Below are 20,200 nucleotides of genomic sequence, written 5' to 3'. Positions count from 1 at the left end.
GCTATGTCACTTGAAAACGCCCCGGATGAGGTCAAACTGGCCGTCGATTTGATTGTATTGCTGGAAGAAAACCATGTCGCCCCGGATACCGTCTTGAAAGCGCTGGAAATGGTTAAACGGGACTATGAAAAAAAAGTGGCTCAAACTGCTGACAAACTTGATTGATTTTTGCCGGATGGCGCTGCGCTTATCAGGCCTACATTTCTGAGCGGGTATTGGAATTTACCCTGCGTTGTAGGCCGGATTAAGACGCAAGTGACGCCATCAGGCATGCGATCGTTTGATTAAACCGCAGGCGTCGGATCGTCGCCTTTGATCTCGCGTTTCACCTCTGTGACCTCATCGCCCTTCTCGTTGCGCAGATGCACTTCAAGCTGGTTAAAGGCGATATCAATGTTGTTTTCACGGCACAGACGATCGATTGATCGGTTCAGTTCATCAACCGTGTGGCTACGATCGCGAAGTTCACGCACGTACAGACGCAGTTCATGATCCAGGGTACTGGCGCCGAAGGTAGTGAAGAACACCGCCGGCTCAGGATCGTGCATCACCTTCGGATGCTCCATCGCAGCCTGAAGCAGGACTTTCTTCACTTTATCCAGATCCGAACCGTACGCCACGCCAATGCGGATCACCAGACGGGTGGTGGTATCAGACAACGACCAGTTGATCAGGCGCTCGGTTACAAACGCCTTGTTCGGGATGATCACCTCTTTGCGATCGAAATCGGTAATGGTGGTTGCGCGGATACGGATCTTGCTGACGGTACCAGAGAATGTGCCGATCGTCACCGTATCGCCAATCCGCACCGGACGTTCGAACAAAATGATCAAACCCGAGACAAAGTTACCGAAAATCTCCTGCAAGCCGAAACCGAGACCGACCGATAAGGCCGCCGCCAGCCATTGCAGTTTATCCCACGACACGCCGAGCGAACCGAAGACCGTCATCGCCCCGACGGCAATGATGATGTAGTTCAGGATCGTGGTGATGGCGTACGAGGCGCCCTGGCGCATTTTAAGACGCGACAGCACCAGCACTTCCAGCAGACCCGGCAGGTTACGGATCAACGCCCAGGCGACCATCGACGCGATAATGGCAAACAGCAGGCTGCCCATCGTCACGCTTTTCACTACCGCTGCGCCCGCTTCGGTGCCGTTGTAGTGCCAGAGCGTAATGCTGTCGAGATAGCTGAACACGGTGATCAGATCGGACCAAATCGCCCAGAACACCACCGCAAACAGTGAAATCATCAGCAGCATCGTAATGCGTAACGTTTGCTGGTTCACCTGCTCCAGCGCGATGGTGGGTTCTTCCTGTGGTTCCGCTCCTTCGGCCCCCTCTTTCACCAGATTCTGCCGACGCGCCAGTGCACGACGCCAGGCGATACGCCGCGCCGCGACGCTTAAACCGCGCAGCACCGTCTGATAGAGCAGGTTCCAGATGATGACCAGATAAACGGTTTCAATCCAGCGGCCCGACAGGCGCAGCGTGGTGTAAAAGTAGCCAGTTGCCGTCAGCACCATCAGCGCAATCGGGATGATAGACAGGATGGTGATCGTCACCAGGCGCAGGCCATGTGACTCTTTATCACGCCAGCTTTCGCGGCACATCGGCCAGACCAGAAACGCGATCAGCAGCAGGTTGAGGAAAATCATCGCCTGCCCCAGCACATCGTCCATCAGATGCAAGGGAGAAAGCTCTGCCACGACTGACCAGAAATGCAGCGGCAGTAGCGCCAGGCTGATGCGCACAATCTGGCGACGCCAGTGGCTGGTCAGTTGCGCAGGCATACCGAAATGGCGAATCGCCACCCCGTCTTTTTCGAGCACTTTCCAGCACAGCCCGAAAACCAGCCAGAAGATTGCCAGTTTTTTACTGAATGCCCACAGCAGATCGCTGATGTTTAACTGCATGGTCAGCAAAATCAGGCCGACCGCCAGAATCAGCAGACATACCGGCAGCGCACGAATCAGATCGATCAGAATCGCTTTCGGTGTGTTTAGCTGACTGTCATTGCGCAGCGATCCCACCGCGGCGGCGAGTTGCTGCTGCCAGGCTTTCAGCCACTTCAGACGCCAGCGAATCAACCCGGCAATGAGCAGTAGCGGCAACCCGGCCAGGAAGGCGATAAACACCGCTGGCCACGCTTTTTCCCAGTTCACCGTGATTTTCATCGACTTGAACTGATCTTTCAGCGACTGCGGGAAGGCTTTGATCCAGTCCCAGTCCATTGGCCGGTTGCTGTTTACCCAGAAGATTTGCTGGGTCAGGATCTCTTTCAGGCTTTTCGAGACACTCATTAACTGCTGCTGATTAATTTGCAGATTAATGGCCATCATGAGCTGATTACCCAGTTGCTTGTTCAACTGGTCCAGCAGTTCACGGCGCATATCGACAACCTGTAGCAGCGCATCGTGGACTTCGTCATTCACTTCGTTGCTGTGGCCTTCTTCCAGCTTAGCCACGAACGCATCGTTCTGGAACAACGCGTCACGCTGCTGGTTAATTTCGAACTGCTCCAGACGCAGGTCCGCAATGCGGTTGGTCATGTCCGAGAGTTCATCCGCCGACGGCAGCGTTTGCTGCTGTTGATAGAGAATACGCGACAGCAGCAGACTGCCCTTCAGCACCGCGATTTGTTCTTTGATATTGCGTTCAGATTGCAGCGCGCGGTCCAGCCAGTTTTTGACCCTAATGTTTTGCTGCATCAGCGAGTTGCCATTTTCCGTCGCGGTGATCAGGCGCTGGCTGAGCTGATGGTTGATTTCCAGCTCCTGTTTCACCAGTGGGTTGGCCTGGATCCGCGCAGTTTCATCCGGGGAAATGGCCTCCTGCGCCGTTTTTTCCGTTAAGGTCAGACGCTTGCTGTTGACCGCTTCCTGCAGTAGCTGTAACTGGTGCTCGAGCCGGTTGCTGTTTGCCGTAATATAGTCACGCTGCTTTTGCAGGGTGTCCTGCAACACCGTATTGCCTTCCAGGCTTTTACGTTGTTGATCGATCTGGGCGTTCAGTAACGTCTGCTGGGCCTGTAAAAGCACCTGCTGAGTCGGTCGTAACGCCGCTTCGCCCACGCTAGTGCCGTCCAGCCGGTTGCGAATCTGCTGAAGCTGCTGAGAAGCCGTATACATCGCATTTTGTACACGCTCGGGCTGCGTTTGCAGGGAAACGAGCTGGCTGTTATAGGTGGCGAGATCGTTTTGCGCGTTCTGCAAATCATCCAGAACCTGCGCCACGCGCAGTTCTAACTGGCGTAATGAAAGCGTACTGAGCGTCTTACGCGTTTCATCATCATTATCCACATCGCTGAGCGCACTCAGCGCCTCTGTCGCCTGACGCATTTTTTCTGGTGCCTGCGCCACGCGCTGACGGAGCTGGGTCGTCTCGTCTTTCACCCGCTCGATTTTCTCAAGCGTTGCAATGGTCTCGACGAGATCCTGCTGAACCAGTTTATCCTGCGCGGAGAGGTCTTTTTGCTTATTGAGCGTATCCAGTTGGCTTTGCACATCCGCCTTCGAGGGCAGATCGCTGTTTGACGATGCGCGAGCAAGCGCCAGAGACTGGCAGGATAGCATTAAGATGAAAACAGCCACCGTGATAAAAACTCGGTGCTGAGCACGTTTATAGAGCGGCAACATAGTCATGTGAATGAAGGTTTCTGAACCGAAAAGACGACCGAAAATAGTCAACGCGCAAGAATATCACGGCTCTGTCAGACAGAATAGCGGCAGCGAAACCGACCAGGATAATTCCTGGAGTAGCGTCAGGATACGGCGTCAGGCCCCGTCGACTGTAAGGTGGGACAAAATGTTAACATTTCCAGCAAAACGGCGACGTAATCCCGCGCTTCTTTTTTGAGATCAAACGATTGGGGGGCAAAAAGCCAGTTTTCCATCAGACCTGAAATCATGGCGCGCATCATCACCGCCGCCCGCCGCGTAATCAAATTTGCAGGCAACATTTTTGAATCAATACAATGATCTAAAGTTTGTTCAATCCGATCATAGCTTTCGAGACAGATGTTTCTTTGCGCCTGCTGAACTATAGTCATTTCTCCCACAAATTCACATTTGTGGAATATAATCTCCATCAATAAACGTCGCCGTTCTTCTGTCACGGTAGATTCAAGGAGATGAACGAGTATTTCTCTTAACACTGATAGTGGATCGTCGGGGAATTTTGCCTGATACTCAGTCTCAAGCTCACCAATACTGGATTCTGATAGTTCCCAGATTTCACTAAATAAATCCGACTTGTTTTTGAAATGCCAATAGATTGCACCGCGAGTTACGCCAGCGGCTTTTGCAATCTCCGCCAGCGAGGTGGAAGATACCCCTTGTTGCGAGAACAACCGTAGCGCTACATCCAGGATGTGTTGTCGTGTTTCCTGCGCTTGTTGTTTGGTTTTTCGTGCCATATGTCGGTGAATTTACAGGTGTTAGATTTACATACATTTATGGATGTATGTACCATAGCACGACGATAATATAAACGCAGCAATGGGTTTGTGGACTTTTGACCATTGATCAATTTGAAATCGGACACTCGAGGTTTACATATGAACAAAAACAGAGGGTTTACGCCTCTGGCGGTCGTTCTGATGCTCTCAGGCAGCTTAGCGCTTACAGGATGTGACGACAAACAGGCCCAACAAGGGGGCCAGCAGATGCCAGAAGTTGGGGTTGTGACGCTCAAAACCGAACCTCTACAGATCACAACTGAACTGCCGGGTCGCACCAGTGCTTTCCGTATTGCGGAAGTTCGTCCTCAGGTAAGCGGGATTATCCTGAAGCGTAATTTCGAGGAAGGTAGTGATATCGAAGCAGGAGTGTCTCTCTATCAGATTGATCCTGCGACGTATCAAGCCACTTATGAAAGCGCGAAAGGCGATCTGGCGAAAGCCCAGGCCGCTGCCAGCATCGCTCAGGTAACGGTTAACCGTTATAAAAAGCTGCTCGGCACGCAGTACATCAGCCAACAAGATTACGATCAGGCGCTGGCCGATGCGCAACAGGCGAATGCCGCTGTCGTTGCCGCGAAAGCCGCCGTTGAAACCGCGCGCATTAACCTGGCGTACACCAAAGTGACCTCTCCGATTAGCGGCCGTATTGGTAAATCTGCCGTGACGGAAGGCGCGCTGGTGCAAAACGGTCAGGCGACAGCGCTGGCAACCGTGCAGCAGCTCGATCCTATCTATGTTGACGTGACGCAGTCGAGCAACGACTTCCTGCGTCTGAAACAAGAACTGGCTAATGGAACGTTGAAGCAGGAAAACGGCAAGGCGAAAGTCGAGCTGGTGACCAGCGACGGCATCAAATTCCCGCAGACCGGTACACTTGAGTTTTCAGACGTGACCGTCGATCAGACCACCGGTTCTATCACCATCCGCGCCGTCTTCCCTAACCCGGATCACACCTTATTGCCGGGAATGTTTGTTCGCGCGCGTCTGGAAGAAGGAACCAACCCTACTGCGTTACTGGTGCCGCAACAAGGCGTGACCCGTACGCCGCGCGGCGATGCTACCGTGCTGGTTGTGGGTGCGGATGACAAAGTGGAAAACCGTCAAATCGTGGCCAGTCAGGCGATTGGCAACAAATGGCTGGTGACCAGTGGTCTGAAAGCAGGCGAACGCGTCATTATCAGTGGGCTGCAGAAAGTGCGTCCTGGTGCGCAGGTGAAAGCACAAGAGATTACCGCAGAGAACAACCAGCAAGCCGCTAGCGGTAGCCAGCCTGAGCAGTCTAAGTCTTAACTTAAACAGGAGCCGTTAAGACATGCCTAATTTCTTTATCGATCGCCCCATATTTGCATGGGTGATCGCCATCATCATCATGTTGGCAGGGGGGCTTGCGATCCTCAAGCTGCCGGTCGCGCAATATCCGACGATTGCGCCGCCCGCAGTGACGATCTCCGCAACCTACCCTGGCGCTGATGCCAAAACCGTGCAGGATACGGTCACGCAGGTTATCGAACAGAATATGAACGGTATCGATAACCTGATGTACATGTCCTCAAACAGTGACTCCACGGGTACCGTGCAGATCACCCTGACGTTTGAATCCGGTACGGATGCAGATATCGCGCAGGTTCAGGTGCAGAACAAACTGCAGCTGGCGATGCCGTTGCTGCCGCAGGAAGTACAACAACAGGGTGTGAGCGTTGAGAAGTCGTCCAGTAGCTTCCTGATGGTTGTCGGGGTTATCAATACCGACGGCACTATGACGCAGGAAGATATTTCGGATTACGTCGCCGCCAACATGAAAGACACCATCAGCCGTACTTCCGGCGTGGGTGACGTTCAGCTGTTTGGTTCGCAGTATGCGATGCGTATCTGGATGGACCCGACCGAACTCAACAAGTATCAGTTGACCCCGGTCGATGTCATTGCGGCTATCAAAGCGCAGAACGCCCAGGTAGCCGCCGGTCAGTTAGGCGGTACGCCGCCGGTGAAAGGCCAGCAGCTTAACGCATCGATTATTGCCCAGACCCGTCTGACATCAACCGACGAGTTCGGCAAAATCCTGCTGAAAGTGAACCAGGACGGCTCTCAGGTTCGCCTGCGTGACGTCGCGAAAATTGAACTGGGCGGCGAGAACTACGACATCATCGCGAAGTTCAACGGTAAACCGGCTTCCGGTCTGGGGATCAAACTGGCGACCGGCGCGAACGCGCTGGATACCGCCGCGGCGATCCGTGCCGAACTGGTGAAGATGGAACCTTTCTTCCCGTCAGGCCTGAAAATCGTTTACCCGTATGACACCACCCCGTTCGTGAAAATCTCTATTCACGAAGTGGTGAAAACGCTGGCGGAAGCGATCATCCTCGTGTTCCTCGTGATGTATCTGTTCCTGCAGAACTTCCGCGCGACGCTGATCCCGACTATTGCAGTACCGGTCGTTCTGTTGGGGACCTTTGCGGTGCTTGCCGCTTTTGGCTTCTCGATAAACACCCTGACGATGTTCGGGATGGTGCTCGCCATCGGCCTGTTGGTGGATGACGCCATCGTGGTGGTCGAGAACGTCGAACGTGTCATGTCCGAAGAGGGGCTACCGCCGAAAGAAGCCACGCGTAAATCCATGGGCCAGATTCAGGGTGCACTGGTGGGTATCGCGATGGTGCTGTCTGCGGTATTTATCCCGATGGCTTTCTTTGGCGGATCTACCGGTGCGATTTATCGTCAGTTCTCCATCACCATTGTGTCCGCAATGGCGCTGTCCGTACTGGTTGCGTTGATCCTGACGCCGGCGCTGTGCGCCACCATGCTTAAACCGGTTGCCAAAGGCGACCACGGTGAAGGCAAGAAAGGTTTCTTCGGCTGGTTTAACCGCATGTTCGATAAGAGCACGCACCATTACACCGACAGCGTGGGTAATATTCTGCGCAGCACCGGTCGTTATCTGCTGCTGTATCTGATCATCGTCGTCGGCATGGCGTTCCTGTTCGTCCGTCTGCCAAGCTCCTTCCTGCCGGACGAAGACCAGGGCGTATTCCTGAGCATGGCCCAGTTGCCTGCGGGGGCGACCCAGGAACGGACGCAGAAAGTGCTTGATGAGATGACCGACTACTTCCTTACCAAAGAGAAGAACAACGTTGAATCGGTGTTTGCGGTTAACGGCTTCGGCTTTGCAGGTCGTGGTCAGAACACCGGTATCGCGTTCGTCTCATTGAAAGACTGGGCTGACCGTCCGGGTGAAGAGAACAAGGTTGAAGCCATTACCCAACGCGCTTCTGCCGCCTTCTCGCAGATTAAAGACGCCATGGTATTCGCCTTTAACCTGCCCGCGATTGTGGAACTGGGAACCGCGACTGGTTTTGACTTCCAGTTGATTGACCAGGCGGGACTCGGTCACGAAAAACTGACCCAGGCGCGTAACCAGTTGTTCGGCGAAGTGGCAAAACATCCGGATCTGCTGGTCGGCGTTCGTCCGAACGGTCTGGAAGATACGCCGCAGTTCAAGATTGATATCGACCAGGAAAAAGCACAGGCGCTGGGTGTTTCCATTAGCGACATTAATACCACGCTGGGTGCCGCATGGGGCGGAAGCTATGTGAACGACTTTATCGATCGCGGTCGTGTGAAGAAAGTTTACGTCATGTCCGAAGCCAAATACCGTATGTTGCCGGAAGATATCGGTAACTGGTATGTGCGCGGCAGCGATGGTCAAATGGTGCCGTTCTCAGCCTTCTCGTCTTCACGCTGGGAGTACGGTTCACCGCGTCTGGAACGCTATAACGGTCTGCCTTCTATGGAGATCTTAGGTCAGGCGGCACCGGGTAAGAGTACCGGTGAAGCGATGGCAATGATGGAGCAGTTGGCCAGTAAGCTGCCATCCGGTATCGGCTACGACTGGACGGGGATGTCCTACCAGGAACGTCTGTCCGGTAACCAGGCCCCTGCCCTGTATGCCATCTCACTGATTGTCGTCTTCCTGTGTCTGGCGGCGTTGTATGAGAGCTGGTCGATTCCGTTCTCCGTTATGCTGGTGGTTCCGCTGGGGGTAATTGGTGCGCTGTTAGCGGCCACTTTCCGCGGTCTGACCAACGACGTTTACTTCCAGGTGGGCCTGCTCACCACCATTGGGTTGTCGGCGAAGAACGCGATACTGATCGTCGAATTCGCCAAAGATCTGATGGATAAAGAGGGCAAAGGCCTGATTGAAGCGACGCTGGATGCGGTTCGTATGCGTTTACGTCCGATCCTGATGACCTCTCTGGCGTTCATTCTGGGCGTTATGCCACTGGTTATCAGCTCCGGTGCCGGTTCCGGCGCGCAGAACGCCGTAGGTACCGGCGTTATGGGCGGGATGGTCACCGCAACGGTTCTGGCTATCTTCTTCGTCCCGGTTTTCTTTGTGGTGGTACGCCGCCGCTTCAGCCGGAAAAGTGAAGATATTGAACACAGCCATTCCGTAGAACATCGCTGATGCTCATCTGATAAAAGGCCGCGCAAGCGGCCTTTTTTTCGAATGAAATCAGCAAAAGGGCTTATTGATACCTTGTTGACTTTTGGTTGTAGATAATAAAGGTTATAATCCACGAGAGGATGAAGGCTATTTCTGGCCATTTGGCTTATGGCTTATTCCCTGCTTAACCACTCATTATTAAGACAATTCCTGGGGGCATCCGTTTCTGGTTTCGTGTCGGAGGTAAGCGATGAGGATGGAAAGAGAGGATAATCTGATGAATTTCAAAATAATCACGTAATTATCTCATTTCGGTATGGGTTGGCGACATGCTATAATGAGAAAAATCCACAAACCTTCACTTTCTCTCATATTACATTAATTGTAATTTTTCGTAATATAACGATGAAATCTTTTTTAGAGTAGATTATAGTTAAATCATCAAGCGTAGAAGGCAAGTACCAGGTCAGTTAGTTGTACCCATCCCGAAAGGTGTTCGGTTAGTTCAAGCCACTAAGAAGGGGATGCGTTATGGATGAATACTCACCCAAAAGACATGATATAGCGCAGCTTAAATTTCTTTGTGAAACGCTTTATCACGACTGTCTTGCAAACCTTGAAGAAAGCAATCATGGCTGGGTAAACGACCCAACCTCGGCGATCAACCTTCAACTCAACGAACTGATAGAGCATATTGCAACCTTCGCACTTAATTATAAAATTAAGTATAATGAGGATAATAAGCTGATTGAGCAGATTGATGAATATCTGGACGACACATTTATGTTGTTCAGCAGTTATGGCATTAATGCGCAGGATCTGCAGAAATGGCGGAAATCAGGTAATCGCTTGTTCCGCTGCTTTGTGAATGCCACCAGAGCTAACCCTGTTAGTTTGTCTTGTTAAAAATTATTACAATCATAGGTAAGATTTATGTCCGATAAACCATTAACTAAAACTGATTATTTGATGCGCTTGCGACGCTGTCAGACAATTGACACACTTGAACGCGTGATTGAGAAAAATAAATATGAATTATCTGACAATGAATTGGCTGTATTTTACTCAGCCGCCGATCACCGTCTTGCAGAATTGACGATGAATAAACTTTACGACAAGATCCCCTCCTCCGTCTGGAAATTCATTCGTTAATTTGATTACTGAATATCAGGAAATACGGATGTTTTCCTGGGGAACATTTATCTTATTTGCAATAACAATAGCATGGCTATTGTGACTTCTGTCACGGTATAGTTCAGGGATCGTTCCCTGATTAACGCAGACCCTCTACTGTATTGCCTCACCAGTGAACAGGCAGAGAGCGCAGAATGAGTGAAGAGAAGCGTAAAATGATAGCGGGTGAACGGTATCACCCGGCAGATGAGACTCTGCGCCATGACCGATTGCAGGCGCGTCGGTTCGTTCACCGCTACAATCACACCGCCCCGGATGAAAAGGCCGAACGCCAGGCTATTCTCCACGCCCTGTTAGGTCAGTGCGACCGCCCCTACATCGAGCCTTCATTTCGCTGTGACTACGGTTACAATATCTTCCTGGGTAAAGACTTCTACGCCAACTTCGACTGCGTCATGCTCGACGTCTGCCCCATTATTATTGGTGATAACTGCATGCTGGCTCCCGGCGTTCATATCTATACCGCCACGCATCCGCTGGATGCGACAGAACGCAATAGCGGACTGGAGTTCGGCAAACCCGTCACGATTGGCAATAATGTCTGGATTGGTGGGCGTGCGGTCATTAATCCCGGCGTCAGCATTGGTGACAATGTGGTGGTTGCCTCCGGCGCCGTAGTGACCAAAAGCGTACCCGCCAACGTCGTGGTGGGAGGTAATCCAGCACGGATTATTAAAACACTGTAAATAGAATTGTAACTGTTATGCTAAATTGTGGTTAATCTGTTACTTTTTTCAGGCTTATCGCCCACTTAAAATAGGGCGTTCCCCTGTAAGTTGCGAAATCACGAAGGCAAAAAATGACAGAAATACAACGCCTGCTCACTGAAACCATCGACGATCTGAATGTTCGTGAGAAGCGCGATAATAAGCCCCGCTTTAGCATCAGCTTTATTCGTAAACATCCAGGCCTGTTTATCGGGATGTATGTTGCGTGGTTTGCCACGCTGGCGGTCATGCTGCAATCAGAAACGCTGGTTGACTCCGTCTGGCTGCTGGTGGTGCTGTTTGTCATCCTCAACGGTTTTTTCTTTTTTGATGTCGCCCCGCGCTATCGCTATGAAGATATCGACGTACTGGATTTCAGGGTGTGTTACAACGGCGAGTGGTACAACACCCGGTTTGTGCCCCCTACACTGATTAGCACCATCCTTCACTCCCCGGACGTTGACGATGAACGTAAAGCGCAATTACAGAAGATGCTGACGCGTAAAGGCGAACTGTCGTTTTACGATATATTCACTCTTGCCCGCGCAGAAGCCACACCATAGCCAATTGGTATTGCCGGATAGACTTTCCCTCTATCCGGCCCTTTTCTCTCTAACGTCGTTTTTTCCTTCCCTGTACCGCTTTGAAACGCGGGTTGCTCTTACAAATCACATATAAACGCCCTTTCCGCTTTACGATCTGACAGTCGGGATGGCGCTGCTTTGCGCTACGTAATGAATTCAAGACCTGCATGATATCCTCATCAGCGTTGATATTATGTTATAGTATAACATTACTTTATCGCTGAACGCATGACAGTTCAATCCTTTCCGCATTAACGCGCGTTCTTTTGCATTGAAGACGGCGAAAAGTCGGACTCCCCACAAAAAATTCTGCAGATTAACGACATCATTTACAGGGCTTTTTTCCCGATCGGATATACTTTCTCTACAATGCGTTATTAAGGATATTTGCGTGAGAACACGACATCTGGTCAGTCTGGTAACAGGAGTGCTTATCCTCGCCGTATTGGTTCCGGTCGGTTTGAGTGTCTGGCTCGCTCATCGCCAGGTCGAAAAGAAATTCATCGAGGAGCTGGATACCTACTCATCGCGCGTCTCTGAACGTACTGAACGCGTGGTGGCCCAGGCAAAACAGGCATTACAGCAGATTAACGCCGTGAACAGCGCACCGTGCTCGCGTGAACACTTACTGGCGATGCGGAGACTTTCCTTCAGCTATCGCTATGTCCAGGAAGTACTGTATCTGCGAAACAACATACCACGCTGTTCCTCTCTGGAGCAGGAAAGTTATACCTCGGCCTTCCCGCCGCCCATGAAAATCACTAACGATGGCTACCGCGCCTGGTTTACCGCGCATAACGATCTGGGGATCGAGCGTTACATGGCAGCACTGGGCTATGGCGACTATATCGTGATGATTGATCCCGCCTCTTTTATCGACGTGGTTCCTTTTGGCGCCTGGCAGATCGATGTCGCGATTATTGGCGTAAAACGCAATACCGTCATTGCCAGCAGCAGCGCGCTCGCACCGAATATTCTGCAATTTACTCAGGAAACCACGCCTCGCCACATGGAAAGTCATGGCATTATTTATGAGATTCGCCCTTTCCCGGAGATGGGCATTACCATTGTCAGTTGGGCGTCGACCCTCCCACTACAAAAAATCTGGTACCGACAGGCGCTGATCTGGGTTCCCGCCGGCACTCTGATCGGTCTGCTGGCCGCCGCCTTTATTTTGCGCATTCTGCGCCGTCTCCAGTCACCTCATCACCGATTGCAGGATGCCATCAATAACCGCGATATTAAGGTCCATTATCAGCCTATTGTGTCACTCAGCACCGGCAAAATCGTAGGGGCGGAAGCGCTGGCGCGCTGGCCGCAAACTGACGGCAGCGACCTGTCGCCCGACATTTTCATCACCCTGGCCGAAGAGACTGGTCTTACCGAACCTCTCACCCGCTTAATCATTGAAACGGTATTTGAGGATATGGGGAAATGGCTGAAGCAGCATCCCGAACAGCATATTTCCATTAATATTGAAGCGGCGGATCTCGCCTCTGAAAAGCTCCCGACGTTGCTCAGTAAACGGCTTAACCGGTATCAGCTTGCCCCCTCACAGATTGCGCTGGAACTGACGGAACGGGGATTTGCCGATCCGAAAACCAGTTCGCCCATTGTCGCCCGCTATCGTAAGGCGGGGCATGCTATCTATATTGATGATTTTGGCACCGGCTATTCCAGTCTTAGTTATTTGCAGAATCTGGACGTAGATATCCTGAAAATCGACAAATCGTTTGTCGATGCGCTCGAATATAAAAACGTGACGCCGCATATCATCGAAATGGCCAAAACGCTGAAGCTGAAAATGGTGGCGGAAGGAATTGAAACGGCTAATCAGGAAGACTGGTTGCGCCAGCACGGCGTCCATTATGGGCAGGGCTGGCTTTACAGCAAAGCGCTGCCCAAAGAAGCATTTATTCTGTGGGCGGAAAAACGCTTATAACGCAAAGATGGCTGGCGGCACGCCGCACAGCCAGTCACGCTAGTCGTCGATAATGGGGGAGAATCCGCCGTAAATCATGCGTTTACCATCAAACGGCATCGACTCACTGAACGCTTTCATGCGCGGATCGTTCATCATCTTCTGATTCGCCGCATCCCGCACTTCTTTCGACGGGTATTCAATCCAACTGAATACCACTTCTTCGTGCTCCTCGGCTTTCACCGCCATACGAAAATCGGTGAGTTTGCCATCGGGCACATCCTCGGCCCAACATTCCACAATGCGGAGCGCGCCAAATTCCTTGAACAGCGGTGCTGCTTTTGCCGCCATCGCCTTATAAGCCTCCTTGTTTTCGGCAGGTACGGCAAGGACAAATCCATCCACGTACTTCATGAGAAAAACCTCCGAAGTCCACCGCGCGACAAGCCTATTCCAGCCGCGTCAGTCGTGAATAAGTTTAGTCGCCCTCTCCTGTCTACGCCGTCTGAATCCGCGCCCTGGGTTTGTAGCGAAACCACGGCAGGCAGATCTGGATCAGCGGCCCAATCGCCAGCGCATACAGCACGGTTCCGACGCCAAGCGTACCGCCGAGCAGCCAACCGCTCAGTAAAACAGAAACTTCAATCGCCGTTCGGATCGTACGCACCGACCATCCCGTGCGGGCGTGAATACCGGTCATCAGACCGTCTCTCGGTCCGGCGCCAAACCCCGCGCCAATGTACATCCCCGTCGCCAGGGCGTTCACTACCACGGCCGCCACCAGCACAAGGCTACGCACCGCGAGAGAGGAAAACGTTGGTATCATCGCCAGCGCGGCATCGGCGGCAAGCCCGATCACAATCACGTTACTGAGCGTCCCCAATCCTGGGCGCTGACGCAGGGGGATCCACAGCAGGAGTACCAGCGCGCCGACAATAATCATCACCACGCCAATCTTCATCGACAACAGATTCGCCAGCCCCAGATGGAACACGTTCCACGGATCGGCACCTAAATCCGCGCGCACAAACATCGCGGTTGATACCCCATACAGAGCCAGCCCAAAATAAAGTTGAACCAGACGACGCCCCATTTTCACCCTCCCCGTTCAGATAGCCTTCATCATCGCTGTAATTGGCACTATGATTAATGACCAGTTTTGAAAAAGTGGACTGCAATGTCATCACGTCGTTATGGAAGTCAATCTCTCCAGCGCCTGCTTGGGCACTGGCAGGACAGCGCCGCAAGAACTCCGCTCTGGCGGCAACTGGCAGAAGCGTTGCGTATGCTGATCCTCGACGGGCGTCTGGCACTCGACAGCCGTTTGCCCGGAGAACGCGAACTGGCTGCGGTACTCGACGTCAGCCGGACCACCGTGGCCAGCGCGCTGGCGCAATTGCGGGAAGAGGGATATCTGGAGAGTCGGCACGGCAGTGGGTCGCGTGTGGTTCTGCCAGGTCATATCCGCGAAGTGCCCACGCGAACTGGTACCACGATGGCATTGGATCTCTCCACCGCTGCCCTCAGTGCGGGACCTGAAATCCATCAGGCTTATCAACAGGCGCTGGTTGCGATGCCACCGCATTTGCTGACGTCGGGCTATCAACCACAGGGATTACTCGGCTTGCGTGAATCGCTCGCCCGTCATTACTGTGCGCGAGGCCTGCCGACAACGGCGGATGAAATCATGGTGGTCAACGGCGCGGTCAGTGGTCTGGCGCTGATCCTGCGCTTATTGACTGGCCCCGGCGATCGGGTAGTGGTCGATCATCCGACGTACCCGCTGGCAATTGCGGCCATTCAGGGCGCCTCCTGTCGACCGGTGGGCGTGTCATTACCCGAACAGGGTTGGGATACGGATGGACTGGCCGCAACCATCGCCCAGACCTCACCGAGAATGGCCTATCTGATGCCGGATTTCCATAATCCCACCGGGCGGTGTATGGATGATGAGACGCGGCACGTCATCGCGGATATTGCTGCCCGTACGCGTACAACGCTAGTGATTGACGAAACGATGGTGAACCTCTGGTACGACGCCCCACCGCCCCCGCCACTGGCGGCGTATCACCGCGACGCCCCGGTAATTATGCTGGGTTCAGCGGGCAAGAGTTTCTGGGGAGGACTGCGTCTGGGCTGGGTGCGTGCGCCATCACGTACCATCGCCGCGCTGGTGCAAACACGGGATACGGTCGATTTGGGCTCGCCGGTCATCGAACAACTTGCCACCACGTGGCTCCTTGATAATGCTGATTCATTTTTGCCGCAGCGCAGACAACAGCTCGCCGCGCGGCGCGCACTCTGCGACACCCTGATGCGCAAACACTTTCCCGAGTGGCGCTATCAGCAACCACAGGGCGGATTATCCTTCTGGGTAGAACTGCCGGATACGCTGGCGACGCTTTTCGCCACGCGGGCGGAAAGCGTCGGGATCCAACTCGGAACAGGCACCCGTTTTGGGCTCGCGGGCGCGTTTGATCGTTTCTTACGTATGCCGTTTGCCTTACCGGAAGAGCCTCTGCGCGCGGCGTTTAACACCCTGGAACCGATCTGGGAAACACTGCGTCTGCAGTCCGGCAACGCTAAGGTGCGTAAGATTATTTAATGCTGGCGAGGAACCGGAAAACCCTTGAGGGAAATCACAAAATTATCGCCCTCTTTCTTTATTTTGGCACCGGCATCGCACCAGTCAGAGGCTATACGGAAAAATTCATCACTACCAACGTTCCAGCTCAGGCAAACATGCTTAACATAACCCGAGCGGAGCAGTTCACAGGCTTCGCCATAGTTACTGGCGATGGATAGCGTTTGCTGTTTCATTTTTTCTTCTTCAGTAGTCTGCGCAATGCTTTGATTTCTTTAGGAGTCAGTGGCTCAACAAACGACTCTTCCGTGTGTTGGCTATCGATATCGCCAGCCGAGACCCCCGCCTCTGCCGCAACGTCGAAGGCAATCAGCAGCAGTTTTTCTGTCGTGACGCTTAAATTCTCATTATTCAGTTCAGCGTAATGACGAAGTTTTTCTTTTAACGTCTCATCAATTTTGACATTCAGTACTGCAGTAGCCATCGTAAGAATCCTTGTGGACAGGCAAAAGCACGGTTCCGGCGACGACAGGATCGCCATGGCGTGATAAGCGAATTGAGCGCCAGGATTTAACATCCCAAAAACACTTTGCCAGCATTTGATGACAAAAAAATGACAAAACCATGACAACAACAAGAAGAAAAACGAAGATGTGATGCCAGATGGCACAAATGGGTGGGGGCCCTGCCAGCTACATCCCGGCACACGCGTCATCTGCCTTGGCTGCTTCCTTCCGGACCTGACCTGGTAAACAGAGTAGCGTTGCGGGAGAACCAACAGAGCCCCCATTGAGAGCGTTGTTAACCAACGCGCAGGCGCATTATCACTGCTGCCCCCTGTAATTGCAAGCCATCGGCGGTCAGATGCTGGTTTCTTGCGCAATGGAACTTCCCGCGCCCGCCATTCCAGATTATGCTGAAGGATTACCGCAGGAAGAGACCATGGACAGACAAGACACTTTCCCTCAGCGCGTCTGGCAAATTGTTGCCTCCATTCCCGAAGGCTGTGTCACCACTTATGGCGACATCGCATTGCTCGCAGGTTCTCCGCGCGCGGCCAGACAGGTCGGCGGCGTACTCAAACGTTTACCCGAAGGCAGCACCCTGCCCTGGCATCGGGTGGTGAATCGGCACGGCGCGATTTCACTCACCGGTCCCGATCTACAGCGACAACGGCAGGCATTACTGGCGGAAGGTATTGTGGTATCAGGGAGCGGGCTGATTGATTTGCAACGGTATCGCTGGAATTATTGACCCTCTCCGGATGGAGAGGGTCAGACAGGCCTTAGTACTGTGTCGGAGCAGGCACCGCTGAAGACGGGTTGACCTGCGTTGGCGAAGTTGAAGGCACCGTTGTCGCTGCCCCACCGCTTGCCTGTACAGGCACTTCCGTTTGCTGGACCGGCACCAGAGTCAGATCGGCTTTCGTGCCGCCCTGGTTGATGACCGGCTGAACGGTATCGGTAATGAACACCAGTTTGTCATTCACCGTAATTGCCGCACTCAGCAAAATGCGGGCATTCGGCTGCACGTCAGCCGGGTTAAACGGCAGAACGAAGCTAAATGGCGCCTGTTTCCCTTCGGTACGAACCGCTTTCTGGGACAACACTTTCGACGGGGCGTCGGCGAGCGACGCATCCGACAGGGTCACGGTAAGCACGGCGTCAGGCGGCAATGCCACTTTCTGACGGATCCATACGGTACCCGAGACATTAGGTTGCTGAATAGCAGGCTGTGTGGCCGTTGCTGAAGTGTTTGGGTTTGGCGCTGGCGTCTGGATATCCGCGCTTTTATCCGCGCAGGCGGCCAGAGCAACCGCAACCGCTAAACCACTTACCATGTGCATGAGCTTCATTAAATTCTCCTTATCATCTCTGCACCAGCGGGTTTTCCTCCCGCCGGAAGAGTGGTTAACAAAAACGTAACGTAGCTAAGTGTGGCACATATCACTTATTTTTGCCTGGAATTGGCCAGTTTTTCAGACTATTGCACCCATCGGACCACTTCCAAAATTGCGTTATACTCTGCCTATCTCGCTTCGGCGTCGTTGTTACCTGGAGAGCATGTATGAGTCAGGCACTGAACAATTTGCTGACATTGTTGAATCTGGAAAAAATTGAGGAAGGACTCTTTCGGGGCCAAAGTGAAGACTTAGGACTGCGCCAGGTATTTGGTGGACAGGTCGTCGGTCAGGCGCTGTATGCAGCGAAAGAAACGGTACCAGAAGAACGCCTGGTCCACTCGTTTCATAGCTATTTTTTACGCCCTGGTGATAGCCAGCGACCGATTATTTATGACGTGGAAGTTCTGCGCGACGGCAACAGCTTCAGCGCCCGCCGCGTTGCCGCTATTCAGAACGGAAAGCCTATTTTTTATATGACCGCTTCATTCCAGGCGCCAGAGCCCGGTTTCGAACATCAAAAAACCATGCCGCACGCCCCCGCGCCGGAAGGATTGACATCAGAAACCGACATTGCCCGGTCAGTCGCGCATCAGTTGCCGCCGATTTTAAAAGATAAATTTCTCTGCGATCGCCCGCTGGAAGTGCGTCCCGTTGAGTTTCATAACCCGTTAAAAGGCCATGTGGCAGAACCCACGCGCCAGGTGTGGATCCGCGCGAACGGTACGTTACCCAACGACATTCGCGTCCATCAGTATCTGTTGGGCTACGCCTCCGATCTCAATTTCCTGCCGGTTGCCCTGCAACCTCACGGCATTGGTTTCCTGGAAAAAGGGATTCAGATTGCCACGATCGACCATTCCATGTGGTTCCACCGTCCGTTTGATTTGAATGAATGGCTGCTGTACAGCGTGGAAAGCACGTCGGCCTCCAGCGCGCGCGGATTTGTTCGCGGCGAGTTCTACACGCAGGATGGCAAACTGGTGGCCTCGACCGTGCAGGAAGGGGTAATGCGTAATCACAACGAATAAAAAACCGGATGGCATTGCTGCGCATCCGGCGATATCCCGCGTTGCCCGGTTAAGTTCACCGGGCATTTTTCTGTTATGCGTTGTAGGCATTCTCGCCGTGACTGTTCACATCCAGCCCTTCGCGCTCTTGCTCTTCCGGGACGCGCAGACCAACGGTCATATCCGCCAGCTTGTAGCCGATGAAGGCCACGACGCCAGACCAGACGATCGTGATGGCGATGCTCTCAAGCTGAACCAGCAGCTGATGCCCCATCGTCACCCCTTCAGCAAAGCCCACACCGCCCAGTGCGCTTGAGGCAAAGACCCCGGTAAGAATACAACCGACAATCCCGCAGACACCGTGAACGCCAAACACATCACACGGGTCATCAACGCGCAGCAGACGTTTGAGCATTGTCACGCCCCACAGCCCGGCCACGCCAGCCACCACACCAATGATTAACGCGCCACCGACACCGATGTAACCACAGGCAGGCGTCACGCCAACCAGACCGGCAATCGCCCCTGAGCATGCCCCCAGCAGAGACGGTTTACCGCGCAACGCCCACTCGCCGAAGATCCAGCCGAGGATCGCGGCGGCCGTGGCAACAACGGTGTTCACAAAGGCCAGCGCAGCAATTTCGTTCGCCGTCCCTGCGGAACCGGCGTTAAAGCCGAACCAACCGATATAGAGGATCGCCGTACCGGTAAAGACCATCGGCAGGTTATGCGGTTTGAACGCCTCTTTGCCGAAACCCACACGTTTGCCAATCAGGTAAGCCCCCACCAGGCCAGCGATGGCGGCGTTGATATGCACGACGGTACCGCCGGCAAAGTCCAGCGCACCGTGCGATCCCAACAGGCCGCCGCCCCACACCATATGGGCAATCGGAATGTAGGAGAGGGTCAGCCAGACCACCACGAAGATCAGGACGGCAGAGAAACGGATGCGTTCCGCCAGCGAACCGACGATCAGGCCGACAGTAATACAGGCAAACGATCCCTGGAAAGCAACGTGAATATACTGGTAGATACTGCCCATTACGGCGGTCAGCTCAATGTTTTTCAGCATCACCCAGTTGAAATTACCGAAGAAGCTGTTCCCTTCGCCGAATGCCAGTGAATAACCAAACACCACCCATATGATGCACACCAGCGCAAAGGTGACGGTGACCTGCGTCAGCATCGACAGGACGTTCTTCCCGCGGATCAAACCGCCGTAAAACAGGGCGATACCCGGTATGGTCATAAACAGCACCAGCGCGGTACAAATCATCATAAAGGCGTTATCGGCTTTATCCGCCACTGCCGGAGCAGCCATCGCGAGACCTGGCAGCAGCGCCAGCGAAGCAAGGCCCGTTTTCATCGTTGCTATCTTCATTTTGTCGTTTCCCGTT

Annotated in this window: 20 protein-coding genes and 1 other RNA gene; 11 read left to right on the top strand and 10 right to left on the bottom strand. The window is 53.2% G+C overall.

Annotated elements, in window-relative coordinates:
* Positions 1-3: 3 nt before the first annotated feature.
* Complete coding sequence (gene rsmS, locus ACQ0PY_RS06330; protein WP_043001554.1) at positions 4-165, top strand: pleiotropic regulatory protein RsmS; 162 nt, start codon at positions 4-6, stop codon at positions 163-165.
* Between the two features lie 119 nt (positions 166-284).
* On the opposite strand, the gene mscK is transcribed toward rsmS, so the two are convergent.
* Positions 285-3,644 (bottom strand): mechanosensitive channel MscK, encoded by a 3,360-nt coding sequence (gene mscK, locus ACQ0PY_RS06325; protein WP_044258930.1) that lies wholly within the window; start codon positions 3,642-3,644, stop codon positions 285-287.
* A gap of 119 nt (positions 3,645-3,763) precedes the next feature.
* Positions 3,764-4,417, bottom strand: coding sequence for a multidrug efflux transporter transcriptional repressor AcrR (gene acrR / locus ACQ0PY_RS06320; RefSeq protein ID WP_109739955.1), 654 nt, complete (start codon positions 4,415-4,417; stop codon positions 3,764-3,766).
* 141 nt (positions 4,418-4,558) lie between these two features.
* Between acrR and acrA the strand changes: the two genes are divergently transcribed.
* The 6 genes from acrA to ACQ0PY_RS06290 all read left to right on the top strand — a co-directional run bounded on the left by acrA (position 4,559) and on the right by ACQ0PY_RS06290 (position 11,367).
* Positions 4,559-5,752, top strand: coding sequence for a multidrug efflux RND transporter periplasmic adaptor subunit AcrA (gene acrA, locus ACQ0PY_RS06315; RefSeq protein ID WP_043001556.1), 1,194 nt, complete (start codon positions 4,559-4,561; stop codon positions 5,750-5,752).
* A 22-nt stretch (positions 5,753-5,774) separates the two neighbouring features.
* The gene (acrB, locus tag ACQ0PY_RS06310) at positions 5,775-8,924 is read left to right on the top strand and encodes an efflux RND transporter permease AcrB (protein WP_043001557.1); all 3,150 of its coding nucleotides are present in this window, start codon (positions 5,775-5,777) and stop codon (positions 8,922-8,924) included.
* A 510-nt stretch (positions 8,925-9,434) separates the two neighbouring features.
* Complete coding sequence (gene tomB, locus ACQ0PY_RS06305; RefSeq protein WP_042324455.1) at positions 9,435-9,809, top strand: Hha toxicity modulator TomB; 375 nt, start codon at positions 9,435-9,437, stop codon at positions 9,807-9,809.
* 27 nt (positions 9,810-9,836) lie between these two features.
* Positions 9,837-10,055, top strand: coding sequence for an HHA domain-containing protein (locus tag ACQ0PY_RS06300; protein WP_001280991.1), 219 nt, complete (start codon positions 9,837-9,839; stop codon positions 10,053-10,055).
* A gap of 176 nt (positions 10,056-10,231) precedes the next feature.
* Positions 10,232-10,783, top strand: a complete 552-nt coding sequence (gene maa, locus ACQ0PY_RS06295) for a maltose O-acetyltransferase (protein WP_044258934.1) — start codon at positions 10,232-10,234, stop codon at positions 10,781-10,783.
* A 113-nt stretch (positions 10,784-10,896) separates the two neighbouring features.
* A complete protein-coding gene (locus ACQ0PY_RS06290; protein ID WP_043001559.1) occupies positions 10,897-11,367 on the top strand; it encodes a YlaC family protein in 471 nt (156 codons plus the stop codon).
* Between the two features lie 49 nt (positions 11,368-11,416).
* Here ACQ0PY_RS06290 and ykgO read toward each other — a convergent pair whose 3' ends face one another.
* Entirely contained in the window at positions 11,417-11,557 is a 141-nt protein-coding gene (gene ykgO, locus ACQ0PY_RS06285; RefSeq protein WP_003859006.1) for a type B 50S ribosomal protein L36, read from the bottom strand.
* A gap of 222 nt (positions 11,558-11,779) precedes the next feature.
* Between ykgO and ACQ0PY_RS06280 the strand changes: the two genes are divergently transcribed.
* Positions 11,780-13,330, top strand: coding sequence for an EAL domain-containing protein (locus ACQ0PY_RS06280; RefSeq protein ID WP_109739954.1), 1,551 nt, complete (start codon positions 11,780-11,782; stop codon positions 13,328-13,330).
* Between the two features lie 39 nt (positions 13,331-13,369).
* Here the strand turns inward: ACQ0PY_RS06280 and ACQ0PY_RS06275 are convergent, their stop codons facing one another.
* Positions 13,370-13,723 carry a DUF1428 domain-containing protein gene (locus tag ACQ0PY_RS06275; RefSeq protein ID WP_043001561.1) on the bottom strand — a complete coding sequence of 118 codons (354 nt, stop codon included), beginning with the start codon at positions 13,721-13,723 and terminating at the stop codon, positions 13,370-13,372.
* Between the two features lie 82 nt (positions 13,724-13,805).
* A complete protein-coding gene (gene yczE, locus ACQ0PY_RS06270; protein ID WP_044258943.1) occupies positions 13,806-14,402 on the bottom strand; it encodes a membrane protein YczE in 597 nt (198 codons plus the stop codon).
* An 84-nt stretch (positions 14,403-14,486) separates the two neighbouring features.
* Here yczE and yczR point away from each other — a divergent pair, with 84 nt between their 5' ends.
* Positions 14,487-15,914, top strand: a complete 1,428-nt coding sequence (gene yczR / locus ACQ0PY_RS06265; RefSeq protein WP_109739953.1) for a MocR-like transcription factor YczR — start codon at positions 14,487-14,489, stop codon at positions 15,912-15,914.
* On the opposite strand, the gene ACQ0PY_RS06260 is transcribed toward yczR, so the two are convergent.
* The 3 genes from ACQ0PY_RS06260 to ffs all read right to left on the bottom strand — a co-directional run bounded on the left by ACQ0PY_RS06260 (position 15,911) and on the right by ffs (position 16,673).
* Positions 15,911-16,129, bottom strand: coding sequence for a hypothetical protein (locus tag ACQ0PY_RS06260; protein WP_043001564.1), 219 nt, complete (start codon positions 16,127-16,129; stop codon positions 15,911-15,913). The two genes, yczR and ACQ0PY_RS06260, sit on opposite strands and share 4 nt — an antisense overlap.
* A complete protein-coding gene (locus ACQ0PY_RS06255; RefSeq protein WP_043001565.1) occupies positions 16,126-16,377 on the bottom strand; it encodes a hypothetical protein in 252 nt (83 codons plus the stop codon). Before ACQ0PY_RS06255 ends, ACQ0PY_RS06260 begins: the two co-directional genes overlap by 4 nt.
* A 199-nt stretch (positions 16,378-16,576) precedes the next feature.
* Positions 16,577-16,673, bottom strand: an RNA gene (gene ffs / locus ACQ0PY_RS06250) — signal recognition particle sRNA small type.
* A 162-nt stretch (positions 16,674-16,835) separates the two neighbouring features.
* On the opposite strand from ffs, the gene ACQ0PY_RS06245 reads away from it, so the two are divergent.
* Entirely contained in the window at positions 16,836-17,147 is a 312-nt protein-coding gene (locus ACQ0PY_RS06245) for an MGMT family protein (RefSeq protein ID WP_043002001.1), read from the top strand.
* Positions 17,148-17,178: 31 nt separating this feature from the next.
* Here ACQ0PY_RS06245 and ACQ0PY_RS06240 read toward each other — a convergent pair whose 3' ends face one another.
* The gene (locus ACQ0PY_RS06240; protein WP_044267638.1) at positions 17,179-17,748 is read right to left on the bottom strand and encodes a YbaY family lipoprotein; all 570 of its coding nucleotides are present in this window, start codon (positions 17,746-17,748) and stop codon (positions 17,179-17,181) included.
* Positions 17,749-17,960: 212 nt separating this feature from the next.
* Between ACQ0PY_RS06240 and tesB the strand changes: the two genes are divergently transcribed.
* Positions 17,961-18,824, top strand: a complete 864-nt coding sequence (gene tesB, locus ACQ0PY_RS06235) for an acyl-CoA thioesterase II (protein ID WP_043001567.1) — start codon at positions 17,961-17,963, stop codon at positions 18,822-18,824.
* Between the two features lie 73 nt (positions 18,825-18,897).
* Here tesB and amtB read toward each other — a convergent pair whose 3' ends face one another.
* Positions 18,898-20,184 (bottom strand): ammonium transporter AmtB, encoded by a 1,287-nt coding sequence (gene amtB / locus ACQ0PY_RS06230; RefSeq protein ID WP_043001568.1) that lies wholly within the window; start codon positions 20,182-20,184, stop codon positions 18,898-18,900.
* Positions 20,185-20,200: the final 16 nt, after the last annotated feature.

The sequence above is a fragment of the Citrobacter sp. LST-B2 genome (assembly GCF_057983045.1).
This window is presented reverse-complemented; position numbering and strand designations above follow the sequence as displayed.